This window comes from Prevotella veroralis DSM 19559 = JCM 6290, assembly GCF_000377625.1.
GTDB lineage: Bacteria > Bacteroidota > Bacteroidia > Bacteroidales > Bacteroidaceae > Prevotella > Prevotella veroralis.
Window position 1 is genome coordinate 19,870 of sequence record NZ_KB898330.1, and the last position, 14,272, is coordinate 34,141.

12 protein-coding genes are annotated in these 14,272 nt (G+C 41.3%); 7 read left to right on the top strand and 5 right to left on the bottom strand.

What is annotated here, in order from left to right; translation table 11 throughout:
- Positions 1 to 213: 213 nt before the first annotated feature.
- On the top strand, positions 214 to 1,368 hold the full coding sequence (locus D464_RS0106570) for a TlpA disulfide reductase family protein (protein WP_018910696.1): 1,155 nt from the start codon (positions 214 to 216) through the stop codon (positions 1,366 to 1,368).
- Positions 1,369 to 1,491: 123 nt separating this feature from the next.
- Here D464_RS0106570 and D464_RS0106575 read toward each other — a convergent pair whose 3' ends face one another.
- Complete coding sequence (locus tag D464_RS0106575) at positions 1,492 to 2,316, bottom strand: alpha/beta hydrolase (protein WP_004382935.1); 825 nt, start codon at positions 2,314 to 2,316, stop codon at positions 1,492 to 1,494.
- Positions 2,317 to 2,628: 312 nt separating this feature from the next.
- Between D464_RS0106575 and D464_RS0106580 the strand changes: the two genes are divergently transcribed.
- The 6 genes from D464_RS0106580 (at position 2,629) to D464_RS0106605 (ending at position 9,450) form a co-directional block, all read left to right on the top strand.
- Entirely contained in the window at positions 2,629 to 3,165 is a 537-nt protein-coding gene (locus D464_RS0106580; protein ID WP_018910697.1) for an NUDIX domain-containing protein, read from the top strand.
- A gap of 79 nt (positions 3,166 to 3,244) precedes the next feature.
- Positions 3,245 to 5,581 (top strand): type I DNA topoisomerase, encoded by a 2,337-nt coding sequence (gene topA / locus D464_RS0106585; protein ID WP_018910698.1) that lies wholly within the window; start codon positions 3,245 to 3,247, stop codon positions 5,579 to 5,581.
- A gap of 90 nt (positions 5,582 to 5,671) precedes the next feature.
- Positions 5,672 to 6,247, top strand: a complete 576-nt coding sequence (locus D464_RS0106590) for a shikimate kinase (RefSeq protein ID WP_018910699.1) — start codon at positions 5,672 to 5,674, stop codon at positions 6,245 to 6,247.
- Positions 6,248 to 6,306: 59 nt separating this feature from the next.
- Positions 6,307 to 8,199, top strand: a complete 1,893-nt coding sequence (speA, locus tag D464_RS0106595) for a biosynthetic arginine decarboxylase (RefSeq protein WP_018910700.1) — start codon at positions 6,307 to 6,309, stop codon at positions 8,197 to 8,199.
- Positions 8,200 to 8,468: 269 nt separating this feature from the next.
- Positions 8,469 to 8,981, top strand: a complete 513-nt coding sequence (locus D464_RS0106600; RefSeq protein WP_018910701.1) for an RNA polymerase sigma factor — start codon at positions 8,469 to 8,471, stop codon at positions 8,979 to 8,981.
- Complete coding sequence (locus tag D464_RS0106605) at positions 8,971 to 9,450, top strand: hypothetical protein (RefSeq protein ID WP_018910702.1); 480 nt, start codon at positions 8,971 to 8,973, stop codon at positions 9,448 to 9,450. Before D464_RS0106600 ends, D464_RS0106605 begins: the two co-directional genes overlap by 11 nt.
- Before the next feature lie 158 nt (positions 9,451 to 9,608).
- Here D464_RS0106605 and D464_RS0106610 read toward each other — a convergent pair whose 3' ends face one another.
- The 4 genes from D464_RS0106610 to D464_RS0106625 form a co-directional block, all read right to left on the bottom strand.
- Positions 9,609 to 10,838 carry an anaerobic sulfatase-maturation protein gene (locus tag D464_RS0106610; RefSeq protein WP_018910703.1) on the bottom strand — a complete coding sequence of 410 codons (1,230 nt, stop codon included), beginning with the start codon at positions 10,836 to 10,838 and terminating at the stop codon, positions 9,609 to 9,611.
- Between the two features lie 52 nt (positions 10,839 to 10,890).
- Positions 10,891 to 12,435, bottom strand: coding sequence for an arylsulfatase (locus D464_RS0106615; protein ID WP_018910704.1), 1,545 nt, complete (start codon positions 12,433 to 12,435; stop codon positions 10,891 to 10,893).
- A 55-nt stretch (positions 12,436 to 12,490) separates the two neighbouring features.
- Positions 12,491 to 12,880, bottom strand: coding sequence for a hypothetical protein (locus D464_RS0106620; RefSeq protein ID WP_018910705.1), 390 nt, complete (start codon positions 12,878 to 12,880; stop codon positions 12,491 to 12,493).
- A 501-nt stretch (positions 12,881 to 13,381) separates the two neighbouring features.
- Complete coding sequence (locus D464_RS0106625; protein ID WP_018910706.1) at positions 13,382 to 14,263, bottom strand: carbohydrate kinase family protein; 882 nt, start codon at positions 14,261 to 14,263, stop codon at positions 13,382 to 13,384.
- Between the last annotated feature and the right edge of the window lie 9 nt (positions 14,264 to 14,272).

Below are 14,272 nucleotides of genomic sequence, written 5' to 3' on the forward strand. Positions count from 1 at the left end.
TTGGTGGTTGCGTAAATTGACGTAAAGTTTCTTGTGAGGTAGAAATGAGGCGTAGGAAAAAGAAAAATGGAACAATCAGAAGATTAGGAGAGAATACTTTGTTATTTATATTTCACTTTGATAATATTTGATACTAATTGCTTTGCTGTTTTATCAATTTGAGTTACCTTTGCACGAGACATTAAAAGTTAAGAACGTAATATCTATTAATCAATGAAGCATACTATCAAAAGAATATTCGTTGCAGGAATCATAGCAGTGGGGGTAATTGTGCTGGCTAGTTGTGCTGGTGAGCAATTTCATGTAAATGGTTCCATCGCAAATGCTAAGGATTCAGTGCTCTATTTTGAGCATAATGGACTAGAAGGCTTCTCTACTGTCGATTCTGTTAAGCTCGATGAAAAAGGCGGTTTTTCGTTCTCTTCAGATAAGGTTGATAACCCAGAGTTCTATCGATTACGTATAGCCGGACAGATTATTAATATCGCTATAGACTCTACTGAAACGGTAAATGTGCAAGCTACTTATCCGCAGATGGCAACAGATTATTCTGTAAAAGGTTCTTATGAGAATGAGAAGATAAAAGAGTTAGCGTTGAAGCAAGTTGACTTGCAAGCTCAATGTCAAACTATTTATGCCGAGCGACCGGATATTGCCGACTCTTTAGTGAATGTTCTTGTTAGTGGTTATAAGCAAGACGTGTCACGTAATTACATCTTCAAGGAGCCAATGCGAGCTTATAGTTATTTCGCTCTGTTCCAGTATATTGTTGTTGGAAATGAGGCTCGTTTGATATTTGATCCTACTAAGGATGCTAAGGATAATAAGGTGTTTGGAGCAGTTGCAACGAGTTGGGACACTTATTACCCAGGTTCGGAGCGTACACAGAACCTGCATAATATCACCATCAAGGGTATGAAAGACGAGCGAATTGTGCAAGCTCAAAGTAAGCCTGTAGAGGTTGATGCGAAGGAGATGTGCGTTATTGACTTGCCATTACGCGATAATCGAGGTGTAGAACATCATCTTACTGATTTGAAAGGGAAGGTTGTTCTGCTTGACTTCCATGTCTTTGCAGCTGAAGGATCAACTGAGTATATTATGAAAATGCGTGAACTTTATAACAAGTATCATGATCGTGGATTAGAGATATACATGGTTTCCCTCGATGATAACGCCCATTTCTGGAAAGAACAAGTAGCCAGTCTTCCGTGGATAAATGTTTATGACGATACGGGTATCAGTCGTGCATATACTGCTCCAGCGCAGACTATGCCAATCATCTATCTCATTGATCGTGGTAATAACGTAGTGAAGAATCCTTCACAGATAAAGAATCTAAGTGAGGAAATAGAGAGACTATTATAATAAAAGGTTGTAGATTTAATAAGGAGGGTGTGCCAATAACTTTTGACACACCCTCTTACGTCTTATCTGTATAACAGTTTACTGTTAGTATTTCGTTTCTATGGATACAGCAGGGGAAAGTACTTAAAAGCTCTTCAACCATGCCTTGAGATCCATCATCAGTTCTTCGTGATAACGGAAACCAATCTTACTACCCCAACCATGACCACCACCAGGGTAAACATGGAGTGAAGCACGAACATCATTGCGATAAAGTTCCGTGTAGTAGTTGACACCATTTGCAGGTGGAACAGTATCATCATCGTCACTAAGAGCGATGAATGCGCGAGGAGTAACACGACTAACGTTCATATCTGCACTGTATTTCTTCTCGTCACGCTTGCTTGGACGCTTACCTAAGAAGTTGATACGACTACCTTCATGTCCATAGCCTTCTACCATCGAAATGACAGGGTAGAAAAGAATTTGGAAGTTTGGCTTTGCCTCACCTTGGCTACATGTTGCAATAGTTGCTGCAAGGTGTCCACCAGCAGAAAATCCCATGATACCAATGTCATTACGGTTAATCTTCCAACTGGTAGCATTCATACGTACCAACTTCATTGCTTGTTCGGCATCAGAAATAGGTACATTGGGTTCGCCATGTGGTAAACGATACTTTAGAACGATGGCAGCTATACCTTGATTCTGGAAGAATTCCCCCCAATCATAGCCTTCTTTATCCATAGAAAGAGAGGTGTATCCGCCACCAGGGCAAATGACAACAGCGCGCCCAGTGGCTTCTTTCTCTATTGGAAGGTATACACGTACCTTTGCTGTGTCCTGTGGATCGCCGTTATCATAAGGTGGGCGACCATTATAGAGTTTAACATCAAAAGCCCTCTGAGCCGACATTGACATTGCAATGGCAGCTAATCCAGCTACAAGAAAAAGTTTTCTTAATTTCATTCTAATATAATGTTTATTTGATTCTTATCCGCTAAGATGTAATAATCAAAACTTTAATTAATAATGACGGTTGAGCCTCCTTCGCTATCACCTGATTGTAGCGCATTGTTGCAAAGATAACAAAAAGAAAGGATTAAACTATTGCATGTTTAGAGTTTTTAGTATATTTGCAGGCAGAAGAAACAAAAGGCATAGTGCCTAAAGGTATTTTAAAGATTGCGAGGTTTCTGTTAATAACTGTTCTTGAATAGCTCATTTAATGTTGAAGAAGTTGTACCCTCACAATTCATCATTCATTCCCAATCATAGTCTATGCACGTATTAGAGAAGTTTAAGTATTGTCCTGTATGTGGAAGTAAGCATTTTGTTGAACAGAGTGAAAAGAGTAAACGCTGCGAGAGTTGTGGCTTTGAGTATTTTCTAAACCCTAGTTCTGCGGTTGCAGCCTTTATTATGAACGATAAAGGTGAGCTCTTAGTGACACGAAGAAAGTTTGATCCAGGACGTGGAACGTTGGATCTTCCCGGTGGTTTCTGTGATATTGGTGAGACGATCGGAGAAGCTTTAGCACGTGAAGTAGAGGAAGAAACGAACCTTATCATCAAAGAAAAGCATTATTTCTGTTCGCTTCCAAATAAGTATCGTTATAGTGGCTTTGATATTTCGACATTGGATACTTTCTTCGTTTGTAAGGTCGAAGATGAGGCGAAGTTACGTCCCGCAGACGATGTATCAGAAGCCGTTTGGACGCCTCTAAAGGATATTCACACAGAACAATTTGGGCTTCGCTCTATCCGACAAGCCCTTCATGATTTTCTTCAGAGGCATACTGAATACTTAAAAAAGTAGAAAATTTATCTATTAAATAAGGTGTAAGCAAAAAGTTTAAGTACTTTTGCGCTCTTGAAAAAATGTACAATTAGTGATTATGCAAGAGAATCTGGTAATAGTAGAGAGTCCTGCAAAGGCTAAAACAATTGAGAAGTTTCTTGGTAAAGACTATAAGGTGATGTCTTCTTATGGTCATATTCGTGACCTTAAGAAGAAGGAGTTGAGCATAGATCTCGATACGTTGAATCCCGACTATGAAATCCCTGACGAGAAGAAGAAAGTAGTTAGCGAACTGAAGAAGAATGCTAAAGCAGCAAAGAAGATTTGGTTGGCTTCCGATGAGGATCGCGAGGGAGAAGCTATTAGTTGGCACCTATGTGAGGTGTTGGGACTTGATGAAGAGAAGACCAGTCGTATTGTTTTCCATGAGATTACCAAGCCTGCTATCTTGAAGGCGATAGAGACTCCACGTCATTTGAATATGAATTTGGTCAATGCACAACAAGCTCGTCGTGTATTGGATCGCCTTGTTGGTTTCCGTCTTTCACCTGTTCTTTGGCGAAAGGTAAAGCCAGCTTTGAGTGCAGGTCGTGTACAGAGCGTTGCTGTTCGACTGATTGTTGAACGAGAACGTGAGATTCAGAACTTCCAAGCAGAACCTTATTATCGATTGAATGCTATTTTTGCTGTGACTGGAGAGGATGGTGCAAAGAATGAAATTAAGGCCGAACTGAATAAGAGATTCAAGACACATGATGAGGCTATAGCATTTTTGGAGTTGTGTAAGACGTCAAAGTTTACGGTTTCATCGATAACGAAGAAACCCTTAAAACGTACGCCAGCTCCTCCTTTCACTACGTCTACTCTACAGCAGGAAGCTGCTCGTAAACTTGGATTTACTGTTAGTCAGACTATGATGGTGGCGCAACGTCTGTATGAAGCAGGACGTATCACTTACATGCGAACCGATAGCGTTAATCTTTCGGCACTAGCCATTAATACAAGCAAGGCTGAGATTGAACGCTTGTATGGAGTAGAGTATGGTAAAGTTAGAAAGTATCAAACGCATAGCAAAGGTGCTCAAGAAGCACACGAGGCTATCCGTCCTACTTATATGGAGAATGTTTCTATTGATGGAACAAGTCAAGAGAAACGACTTTATGACCTTATTTGGAAGCGTACCATTGCTTCTCAGATGGCTGATGCACAGATAGAGAAAACAACGGTAAATATCACTTTAAGTACGGAAGAAGGTAAAAGTCAGACAGATTTGCAGTTCATTGCAAATGGTGAAGTTATCGCTTTTGAAGGCTTCTTGAAAGTTTATTATGAGTCTACTGACGATGAAGATGGAAATGAAGAATTATCACATGCATTGCCAGTAATACATGAAGGTGAAGAGTTGGAACGTCGTGAAATAGTCTCAACAGAGCGTTATTCTCAAGGTCCAAATCGTTATACGGAAGCCAGTCTGGTTCGTAAATTGGAAGAGCTGGGTATCGGTCGTCCTTCAACTTATGCCCCAACTATTTCAACCATCCAGCAACGTGAATATGTTCAGAAAGGTGATCGTAAGGGTGAGGAGCGTAAGTATGCCGTTGATTCTTTGCTTGGATTGAAGATAACATCTAAGAACAAGAAGGAAATGGCAGGTGCTGATAAGGGAAAGTTGATACCAACTGATGTCGGTATCGTTGTTAACGACTTCCTGATGGAGAACTTCCCTGATATCATGGACTACAACTTTACTGCCAAAGTGGAGCAAGAGTTCGATAAAATCGCAGCAGGTCAAGTAGAGTGGAATAAGGAGATGAAACTCTTCTATCAGAACTTTGAGCCAGAGGTGGAGAAGGTTATGAATGCCCGTTCTGAGCATAAGGCTGGTGAGCGAGAACTAGGTATAGACCCCAAGAGTGGTAAACCTGTATTCGTAAAGATTGGTCGTTATGGTCCTGTTGTACAGATTGGTAGTGCTGATGATGAGGATAAACCGCGCTTCTCACAACTCCCTGCTGGTAAGAGTTTGGAGACTATTACTCTTGGAGAGGCGTTGGAATTGTTTAAGTTGCCACGTACGCTTGGACAGTTTGAAAATTCTGATGTAGTTGTTGGTGCTGGTCGTTTCGGACCGTATGTACTTCATGATAAGAAGTATACATCAATTCCTAAGGGAGAAGATCCATTAACGATAACACTTGATGCAGCTATTAATCTTATTCAGACGAAACGTTTACAAGAGGCACAACGTCACTTGAAGACTTTCGCAGAAGATGCCAAGATGGAGGTTATGAGTGGTCGTTATGGACCTTATATAGCTTATGATGGCAAGAACTATCGTATGCCGAAAGCCCTTCATGATAAGGCTGCTGAGCTAACTTATGAACAATGTATGGATATTGTTAAGAATGCTCCAGAGCCAAAGAGAAAGAAGTAAGGTTGATGGTGTATTTTCTATAATATAATGTCCATCACATTCATTTTAATATACAGAAGAAGTATAATGGAACGTTAAAGTATCGTGGGCATGTCAGACAATAAGGCTGGAAACATACCGCTTCGGATTATTCTTATCGGCTATATGGGGTCTGGAAAAACTACCATTGGGCGTGCTTTATCGAAAGAGCTAAATATCCCTTTCTATGATCTTGACTGGTATATAGGGAGTAGGATGCGTAAGACTGTAAAGCAGATCTTCGATGAAAAGGGTGAAAATGGCTTTCGAAAGATAGAACAATCCATGCTTCATGAGGTGGCAGAGTTCGAGAATGTTATCCTCTCTTGTGGTGGTGGAACACCTTGTTTCTTCGATAATATGGATTATATGAACGCCCAGGGAGAGACGATCTACTTAAAGGCTACCCCTGATGTGTTATATGGTCATTTAAAGATGGGCAAGTCTGTTCGCCCTCTATTATTGGATAAAACGCCTGAGGAAGTAAGCCTGTTTGTTCGCAAGCAATTGCAAGAACGTGAACCATTCTACACCAAGGCAAAGCATACATTAGACGTTAGTTTGATGGATAACTATGCGAAGATACAAATATCGGTTGATGGTGTCTGTCAGTTGTTATCATTGGATAAGACTTTAAACACGTGGTAGTGTGTAATTACAATAGAACTTATAGTTTAAAAAAGATATACAAGGGATAGAGAACTAAAATGAAAAAGTGGACGATTGAAGATTCTCAAGAGTTGTACAATACCTCTGGGTGGGGTACTTCTTATTTTGGTATTAATAGTAAAGGGGACGTCTATGTTACACCATGTAAGGACAATACACAGATAGATTTGCGTGATGTTATGGATGAACTAGCCCTGCGTGATGTTACTCCCCCTGTATTACTTCGTTTCCCAGATATCCTTGATAATCGAATAGAAAAGACTTCTTCTTGTTTTGAGAAGGCTAAGAAAGAGTATGATTTTAAAGCTGAGAACTTTATCATCTATCCTATTAAGGTAAATCAGATGCAGCCAGTTGTAGAGGAGATTATCTCTCATGGGCGCAAGTTTAACCTTGGTTTGGAGGCTGGTTCGAAGCCAGAGTTGCATGCAGTAATCGCTGTGCAGTGCCAGAGTGATTCGCTCATTATCTGTAATGGATATAAGGATCAGAGTTATATAGAACTGGCTTTATTGGCACAGAAGATGGGTAAGCGCATCTTTATTGTTGTCGAGAAGCTCAACGAGATAGACCTCATCGCTCGTGCAGCAAAGAAACTTAACGTTAAACCAAACCTCGGTATTCGCATAAAACTAGCATCTAGTGGCTCTGGAAAATGGGCAGAGAGTGGTGGTGATGCTTCAAAGTTTGGTCTTACTTCTTCTGAACTTCTTCAAGCCTTAGAGACGCTTGATGCGAAAGGCTTACATGATAGTTTGCGTTTAATACACTTCCATATCGGTTCACAAATTACAAAGATTCGTCGTATTCAGACGGCTCTTAATGAGGCAGCACAATATTATGTGAACCTGAGAAAGATGGGTTATAATGTTGACTTCGTTGATTGTGGTGGTGGACTTGGTGTCGATTACGATGGTACACGTTCGTCCAGCAGTGAAAGCTCAGTGAATTATAGTATTCAAGAATACGTCAACGATTGTGTTTACACCTTTGTTGATGCAGCTAACAAGAGTGATATTCCACATCCAAACATTATTACAGAGAGTGGTAGAAGTTTGTCAGCTCACCATTCAGTACTAGTTATTGATGTTCTTGAAACAGCTTCTTTACCAGAGATGTCGGAAGATTTCGAGGCGAAGGAGACCGACCATCAGTTGGTAAAAGACCTTTATGATATCTGGGATAACTTAGATGCTCGTAATATGCTAGAGGATTGGCACGATGCAGAACAGATTCGTGAAGAGGCTTTGGAATTGTTCTCTCATGGTATGGTAGATCTTCGTACACGTGCTGAAATTGAAGCAATGTATTGGAGTGTATGCCATGAAATCAACAATTTAGCAAAGAACATGAAGCATGTTCCTGATGAATTGCGTAACATGGATAAGCTTCTTGCAGATAAGTACTTCTGTAACTTCTCCCTTTTCCAGTCTCTTCCTGATAGCTGGGCAATAGATCAACTGTTTCCAGTGATGCCAATCCAACGTCTCAATGAGCGTCCGAGTCGTAATGCCACGTTGCAAGATATAACCTGTGACAGCGATGGTAAGATTTCAAACTTTGTCGCTATGGGACGTAGCAGTCATGTATTACCAGTTCATCCATTGAAGGCAAATGAGCCTTATTACCTTGGTGTTTTTCTTATCGGAGCTTATCAAGAGATTCTGGGAGATATGCATAATCTCTTTGGTGATACTAATGCTGTACATATCTCAGTGAAGGACGGGGGATATCATATCGATCAGATCTTTGATGGTGAGACTGTAGAAGAGGTCTTGGAGTATGTTCAGTACAACCCAAAGAAGCTTGTCCGCCAACTGGAGATATGGGTTACTAAAAGTGTAAAGCAGGGTAAGATTTCGTTAGAAGAGGGTAAAGAGTTCCTTAGCAATTACCGCAGTGGACTCTATGGCTATACTTACTTAGAATAAAAAGCTCTCTCTCAATGGAAGAGGTAACCTTTTCTTAGATAATGATAGACGCATGGTTCCTATGTCCTGATATAGTTTCTTTAATGTAGACATACGAACCTTACGTCTTTATTCGATAGAGAGATAGAGCCTTGTTATTATGGTTAATTTATGATGAAGGGTTGAGGGTAAATCGTAGTAAATGTGTTAATGAAGATTAAAGAATGAACTTTTGACCTCTTCCGTTGTAACTTCTACCTAACTATAATCGTCATTTAAACAGAGAGAAGATGAAGAATATCAGTTTCCGAGATGATGTCTTACCGTTAAAGAACGAACTCTTTCGGCTTGCACTTCGTATCACACTCAATCGGTTTGAGGCTGAGGACATCGTACAGGATACGCTGATTAAGGTTTGGAATCGTCGATCAGATTGGTATGACATAGACTCTATTGAGGCGTTTAGCTTGACGATATGTCGTAACCTCTCACTCGATCGCATCAAGAGAAAAGAGAATAATAACGATTCTTTAGAAGATGTGAAAGGAGCAGAACCTTTGGCTTCATCTAATCCACAAGACCGAATGATTCAAGCGGATAGGGTGGGTCTCATCAAACAGATAGTGGACTCACTTCCCGAGAAACAACGTAGCTGTATGCAGCTAAGAGACTTCGAGGGGAAATCTTACAAAGAGATTGCAACGATCTTGGATATTACTGAAGAGCAAGTAAAGGTGAATATCTTTCGAGCACGACAGGCGGTCAAACACAAATATATGAAACTAGATAATTATGGATTATAAGTACATTGAACAGTTACTGGAACGCTATTGGCGTTGTGAAACTTCTCTCCAAGAAGAGGAGATTCTACGTGCGTTCTTCTCTCAAGAGGACATTCCAGCAGCTTTACTACCTTATCGTGACCTCTTCACCTATGGTCAGAGAGAGAAGGAAGAGAGCGTACTGGGCAGTGACTTTGACCAAAGGGTATTGAGTATCATAGAGAAGGATGAGCCTGTGAAAGCACGTGTTATCACGATGCGTCATCGTCTAATGCCTCTCTTTAAGGCTGCAGCTGTGGTCGCAATTATCCTCACTTTGGGGAATGCTATGCAGGTGGCTCTCTCTGACGAGGATGCTTCACGTGCAGTACCAAACACAGCTACTGTCAATAAACCCCATAAAGGTCCTTCCGTTGCAAAGGCAGACTCAATGAAAGTGGATACCTTGCAGCATAAGATGCAGACGTCTGTGTCATCCATAACAAAGTAAGACAATTTCTATGCTTTCTCAATAAATAATCATTTAAAAGTAAAACAACTCGAGGCCGTGAGGTTTCAATATTCTCTCAAATTTTTCATAAATAGTAACGTAGAAGAGCTGGTATTCATTAAGAGTATCGGCTCTTCTGTTTCTTAATAGACGTATGTTTAGATTGCTTCTAACTGGTCCGCGACTTTCATGACATTGGCTGGTGGACGTTGATTCAGTAGTTCGTTCTTCATGTAGTCCATATATGGAGCAATGTGTTGGAAGAACTTCTTATACCCTTTGCAGAGGTAGTTAAGACCAGAATTACCGTATTTGTCCTTTATAAATCGGTTCTTCGGACATTCTCCATGACAGGCAAACTCCCATTCACATTCACGACATTGACGGGGAAGGGAAGCGTGCTTGAGTTTGCTAAACTGCCGTTGTTTTTCACCATAAAGCATATTCACCAGTGTTTGACTCCTTATATTACCAAGTTTGTAATCAGGGAACACAAAGTGATCACAAGAGTACACATCTCCATTGAACTCCATTACTCCTGCATGTCCACACTCCTTTGCATACACACAGATACCAGGTGTTTGTCCCACCCAGTTAGCCAATATACAATCAAAGATCTCCACGTAGGTTTGTCCCACATCATTGCGTACCCACTCATCAAAGACAGCACACAAGAAGTTCCCCCACTGCTCTGGTGTAACTGAGAAGTCCGCTATTGGCAACTCTTCCTTATCGGTTAGAGTCGCTAGATGTCGCCCGTCCTTGTGTTGTACAATACGCTCTACAATGGGTGAAATCTGTATGAACTGGCATCCAATCTCCTTGAAGAAGTGATAGAAGTCGAGCGGATAATCAGCATTAAAATCGTTTACTACAGCCATAGCATTCCATTCCACGTGGTGCTTCTGGAGCTGTTTAATCCCCTTCATAACCTTTGACCATGATGGACCATTGCGTGCTGTGCGTCGGTATTCATCGTGAAATTCCTGTGGACCATCAATCGATACACCTACAAGCCAGTTGTTTTCACGTAGGAACTCACACCATTCATCAGTCAATAACGTACCATTTGTTTGTATAGTATTGCTTATTCTGCGCCCATTAGCATACTTCCGTTGCAGGTCAACTGCCTTTTTGAAGAAGGATAGTGGGCGCATCATCGTCTCTCCCCCATGCCATGTAAAGAGCACTTCATTCATGGTTTGAGTATTGATATATTCCTTTGTGAATCGTTCTAATAGCTCTTCTGTCAGTATGCGAGTTGGTGTGTTCTTATAGAGATTCGCCTTTTCAAGATAATAACAATACTCACATCTGAGGTTACAGGAAGCCCCGACGGGCTTTAACATGATGTATAAGGGGTGTGAAAATGGCGCTATTGTGTTCATGTCTATGTGTCTTTTCTTGTCTTACTTATCCTTACCTACATTTGTTTAATTGTCATCTTTTATCCAATGAGGGCATTGTAATAGGGAAAAGTTCACTATTCGTATGCTCTTTCTGAGCAATTTCTATCATCTTCTGTACGATATCTGGATGCTCATTTGCTATGTCATGATCCTCGTGAAGGTCGTTTGATAGATTGTAGAGATGCGGTATTCCATGAATGGTAATCAGCTTCCAATCTCCCATGCGAACGGCAGTTTGATCCGTTTCTGCGAACTCCCAATAAAGATAAGGATGCTTCTTTTGTCCGATTCCATCGTTTATGAGCGTAGGAAGAATTGATATTCCATCGAAGTAATCGATAGTCTTTTTCTTATTACGATAGCATCGTACATAATCCTTTACGCCTGCCATTTCAGCGAAAGTAGGCATGAGATCATAGAAAGCAAAGGGTAAATTACTCTCTACACCAGCCTTAATATGTCCATTCCATCGTGCAATAAAAGGTATTCTGATACCTCCTTCGTAACATTGTCGTTTAATACCTCTTAGCTTTCCATCGCGGTTGAAGAACGAAGGATCAGCTCCACCTTCCTCGTGAGGACCATTATCACTGGTAAAGATAACGAGCGTGTTGTCTGCAAGACCTTTCTCATCCAATAGCTTGAGAATCTCTCCTACGTATGAATCAAGGCGTGTTATCATTGCAGCAAACTGTGCGTGCGTGTGAACAACGGCGTTATATCGTGAGCCTTCTTGCCCTCCCCACGTCTTATCAGTGAAGAACTGCTTCTTATAAAACGCCACTAACGAGTCGTCTGGTTGCACAAGTTCGGCATGAGGAAGCGTATAGGTGAATACTCCAAAGAATGGTTTATCCTTCGTTTGAGCCTTCAGCCAGTCCATAGCATGCTGGTGGATGAGGTCAGCCGAGTATTGCGTGCGTTTAAAGTATTCGTCTCCAAACATCGGATGATTGATGTTTTCTGTCAAAATAACACGTTTCACCGCCGTATCTCCTCGTTCTTTGTAGTATTCGTTGAGGAAGTTTGGATAATAAAGGTGGGCTTGGAATTGACAAATATAGCCATAGAAATCATCCACTCCTCGCTTGTCTGGTGTTGATACAGAGCCTTCGTAACCTCCTGCCCACTTACCGAACATCCCCGTTCGATAGCCATTGTCCTTCATTATCTCTGGTAAGATAATGTGATTAGGGTCGTATGGATGCTGTCCAACAACGCTGAAGTCTTTGTTTTCCCCATAGTAAACAGGCTTGCTATTCTGCCAATATTCCTTGTTACCACGCACCTCCGTGTGTCCCGAGTGTTGCCCAGTCATCAGGCAAGCACGCGATGGGGCACTCACAGGTGCACCTGCATAAGCCTGTGTGAAGCGCATTCCTTCCTTTGCCATTCGGTCTATATTAGGCGTAAGGATATACTTTTGACCATAGCAACCGAGGTCGCCATAGCCCATATCGTCACACATTATATATATAATGTTAGGCTTCTGTTGCTTCTTAGGAGTCATAGCATTGCCCTGTACACAGCCTAATGCTGTTATTGGCAAGAGTGTTTTTGTTAGTTTTGAAATCATATTAATAGGTTTTAGGTTTTCGTTATCTGTTTTTAAAAAGAACTTCCATTCTCTTCTACCAAACCTCCTCTCCATCACTAAACGACAATGGGAAGCGACGGATAGTATCGGGTTGGATGATTGAAAGAGTTGTATTTCCTTTCTGTTTCACAACCCTGTTTCCAGCCCTTAGGTCTTTATCGGTTATTGCCCAGAACCTCGTTATTTTGTGCACACGTGTGCGTCCGTCTCGGTCGATACCCTCTACTTGGTATTCCCGAGAAGACTTAAAGGACACCACTTTGAAGTCGAAGGTTTGCTCCTTAAGATACGCTATGTACTCTGAACGAGTGTCCCTTAAGCAATCGTAGAAGAATGCATAACCAAACAAAACATAGAGTATTACTTTTATAATTTCAGCCTTGTAAAGGTCTAAATAAGCAATATAATAGCTCAGATTGTGCATAGGCTATGATGGATCCATTGGTTATGTGCAAAGATACAAATATTTTCTTTTAATTGAGACAAGCATTGGTTATAAATTAGATGAGGCTTCTTCTCCATTTGAAGAGGGCGTTCCTTTGAAATGAAGGAGGCGTTCCTTTGATGCGAGAAGAGCCTTTCCTTGATGCAAGAAGGCGTCTGCTTCTTTGCATTCTTTTGTTCCTTGCTAATGAACCATTGTCTTGTTACGTTTGATGTTCACCTCTGCTGTGAAGTACCTCATCGTTCTTCTAAAGACATTCCCTCCTTTCGGAGAGTCTTGCGGGAGGCTGTGAGGGACGGAAAAGCGTATTAGATGAAAGATAAAACAGCGTTCAAACCAATAAAAAGCCCGAATTAATCGATGATTAACTCGGGCAAATGAGGATTATCCTGAACATCTTTACCCCAAACCTAATTATGTTGTTTTTATTGTGTTGTTGTTACCCTTTGGTGTAGCAAAGCTCTTTTAACGATGATCCTATTACTTAATTCTATCCAACATTACCTGTGGGATCTTAGGCATAGCACCGTTTTGTGTGCATACATAAGCACTTACCTCAACTGCTAACTTATGTGCTTCAGGGATGCACATACCAGCGAGAATAGCTGAAGTAAAGGCTGCTGTGAAAGAGTCACCGGCACCGACTGTATCGGCAACATCTATCTTTGGTGTCTCTTGGAATGACTGAATGTTAGGTGCGAAGACGTATGAACCATTCACGCCACAGGTCAGTACGAGCATATCAAGGTTATACTTGCCCAATAAAAGCCAGCATTTGTTCTCAATATCAAGACCCGGATAGCCAAAAAGACGCCCAAGGGTGATAAGCTCCTCATCGTTAATCTTGAGGATATTAGCATGGTGGAGCGAGTTAGTGATAATCTCCTTCGTGTAGAAGTTTTGGCGAAGATTGATGTCAAAGATCTTTAAACAGTCTTTTGGAGTAGCCTCCAAGAACTTCTGGATGGTCTGTCGACTGACACTACTACGCTGTGCCAATGAGCCAAAACATACGGCACGACAATTCTTTGCAGCCTCCTCTATTTCGGGAGTAAAGGGTATATTGTCCCATGCCACACCTTCTTTGATATCGTATGTTGGTACTCCCTCGCTGTCAAGTTCGACCTGCACAGTACCTGTCTGATAGTCTACTTCAGGCATAATATAGTGTACGCCCTTTTGGTCGAAAGCATTGAGAGTTTCCTTACCTAAGGCATCATTGCCCACAGCACTTATTGCTAACGAGTCGTGACCGAACTGTCCTGTATGATAAGCGAAGTTTGCTGGTGCCCCACCAAGCTTCTTTCCTTCAGGCAGACAATCCCACAATGCCTCTCCGAGGCCTACGATTACTTGTTTCATAAGCTCTTT

Excerpts from the sequence above, each read along its gene's own strand:
- speA (WP_018910700.1), top strand. The coding sequence starts at position 6,307 with ATGAAAAAGTGGACGATTGAAGATTCTCAAGAGTTGTACAATACCTCT.
- D464_RS0106575 (WP_004382935.1), bottom strand. The coding sequence starts at position 2,316 with ATGAAATTAAGAAAACTTTTTCTTGTAGCTGGATTAGCTGCCATTGCA.
- D464_RS0106590 (WP_018910699.1), top strand. The coding sequence starts at position 5,672 with ATGTCAGACAATAAGGCTGGAAACATACCGCTTCGGATTATTCTTATC.
- D464_RS0106570 (WP_018910696.1), top strand. The coding sequence starts at position 214 with ATGAAGCATACTATCAAAAGAATATTCGTTGCAGGAATCATAGCAGTG.
- topA (WP_018910698.1), top strand. The coding sequence starts at position 3,245 with ATGCAAGAGAATCTGGTAATAGTAGAGAGTCCTGCAAAGGCTAAAACA.
- D464_RS0106625 (WP_018910706.1), bottom strand. The coding sequence starts at position 14,263 with ATGAAACAAGTAATCGTAGGCCTCGGAGAGGCATTGTGGGATTGTCTG.
- D464_RS0106605 (WP_018910702.1), top strand. The coding sequence starts at position 8,971 with ATGGATTATAAGTACATTGAACAGTTACTGGAACGCTATTGGCGTTGT.
- D464_RS0106600 (WP_018910701.1), top strand. The coding sequence starts at position 8,469 with ATGAAGAATATCAGTTTCCGAGATGATGTCTTACCGTTAAAGAACGAA.
- D464_RS0106615 (WP_018910704.1), bottom strand. The coding sequence starts at position 12,435 with ATGATTTCAAAACTAACAAAAACACTCTTGCCAATAACAGCATTAGGC.
- D464_RS0106620 (WP_018910705.1), bottom strand. The coding sequence starts at position 12,880 with ATGCACAATCTGAGCTATTATATTGCTTATTTAGACCTTTACAAGGCT.
- D464_RS0106580 (WP_018910697.1), top strand. The coding sequence starts at position 2,629 with ATGCACGTATTAGAGAAGTTTAAGTATTGTCCTGTATGTGGAAGTAAG.
- D464_RS0106610 (WP_018910703.1), bottom strand. The coding sequence starts at position 10,838 with ATGAACACAATAGCGCCATTTTCACACCCCTTATACATCATGTTAAAG.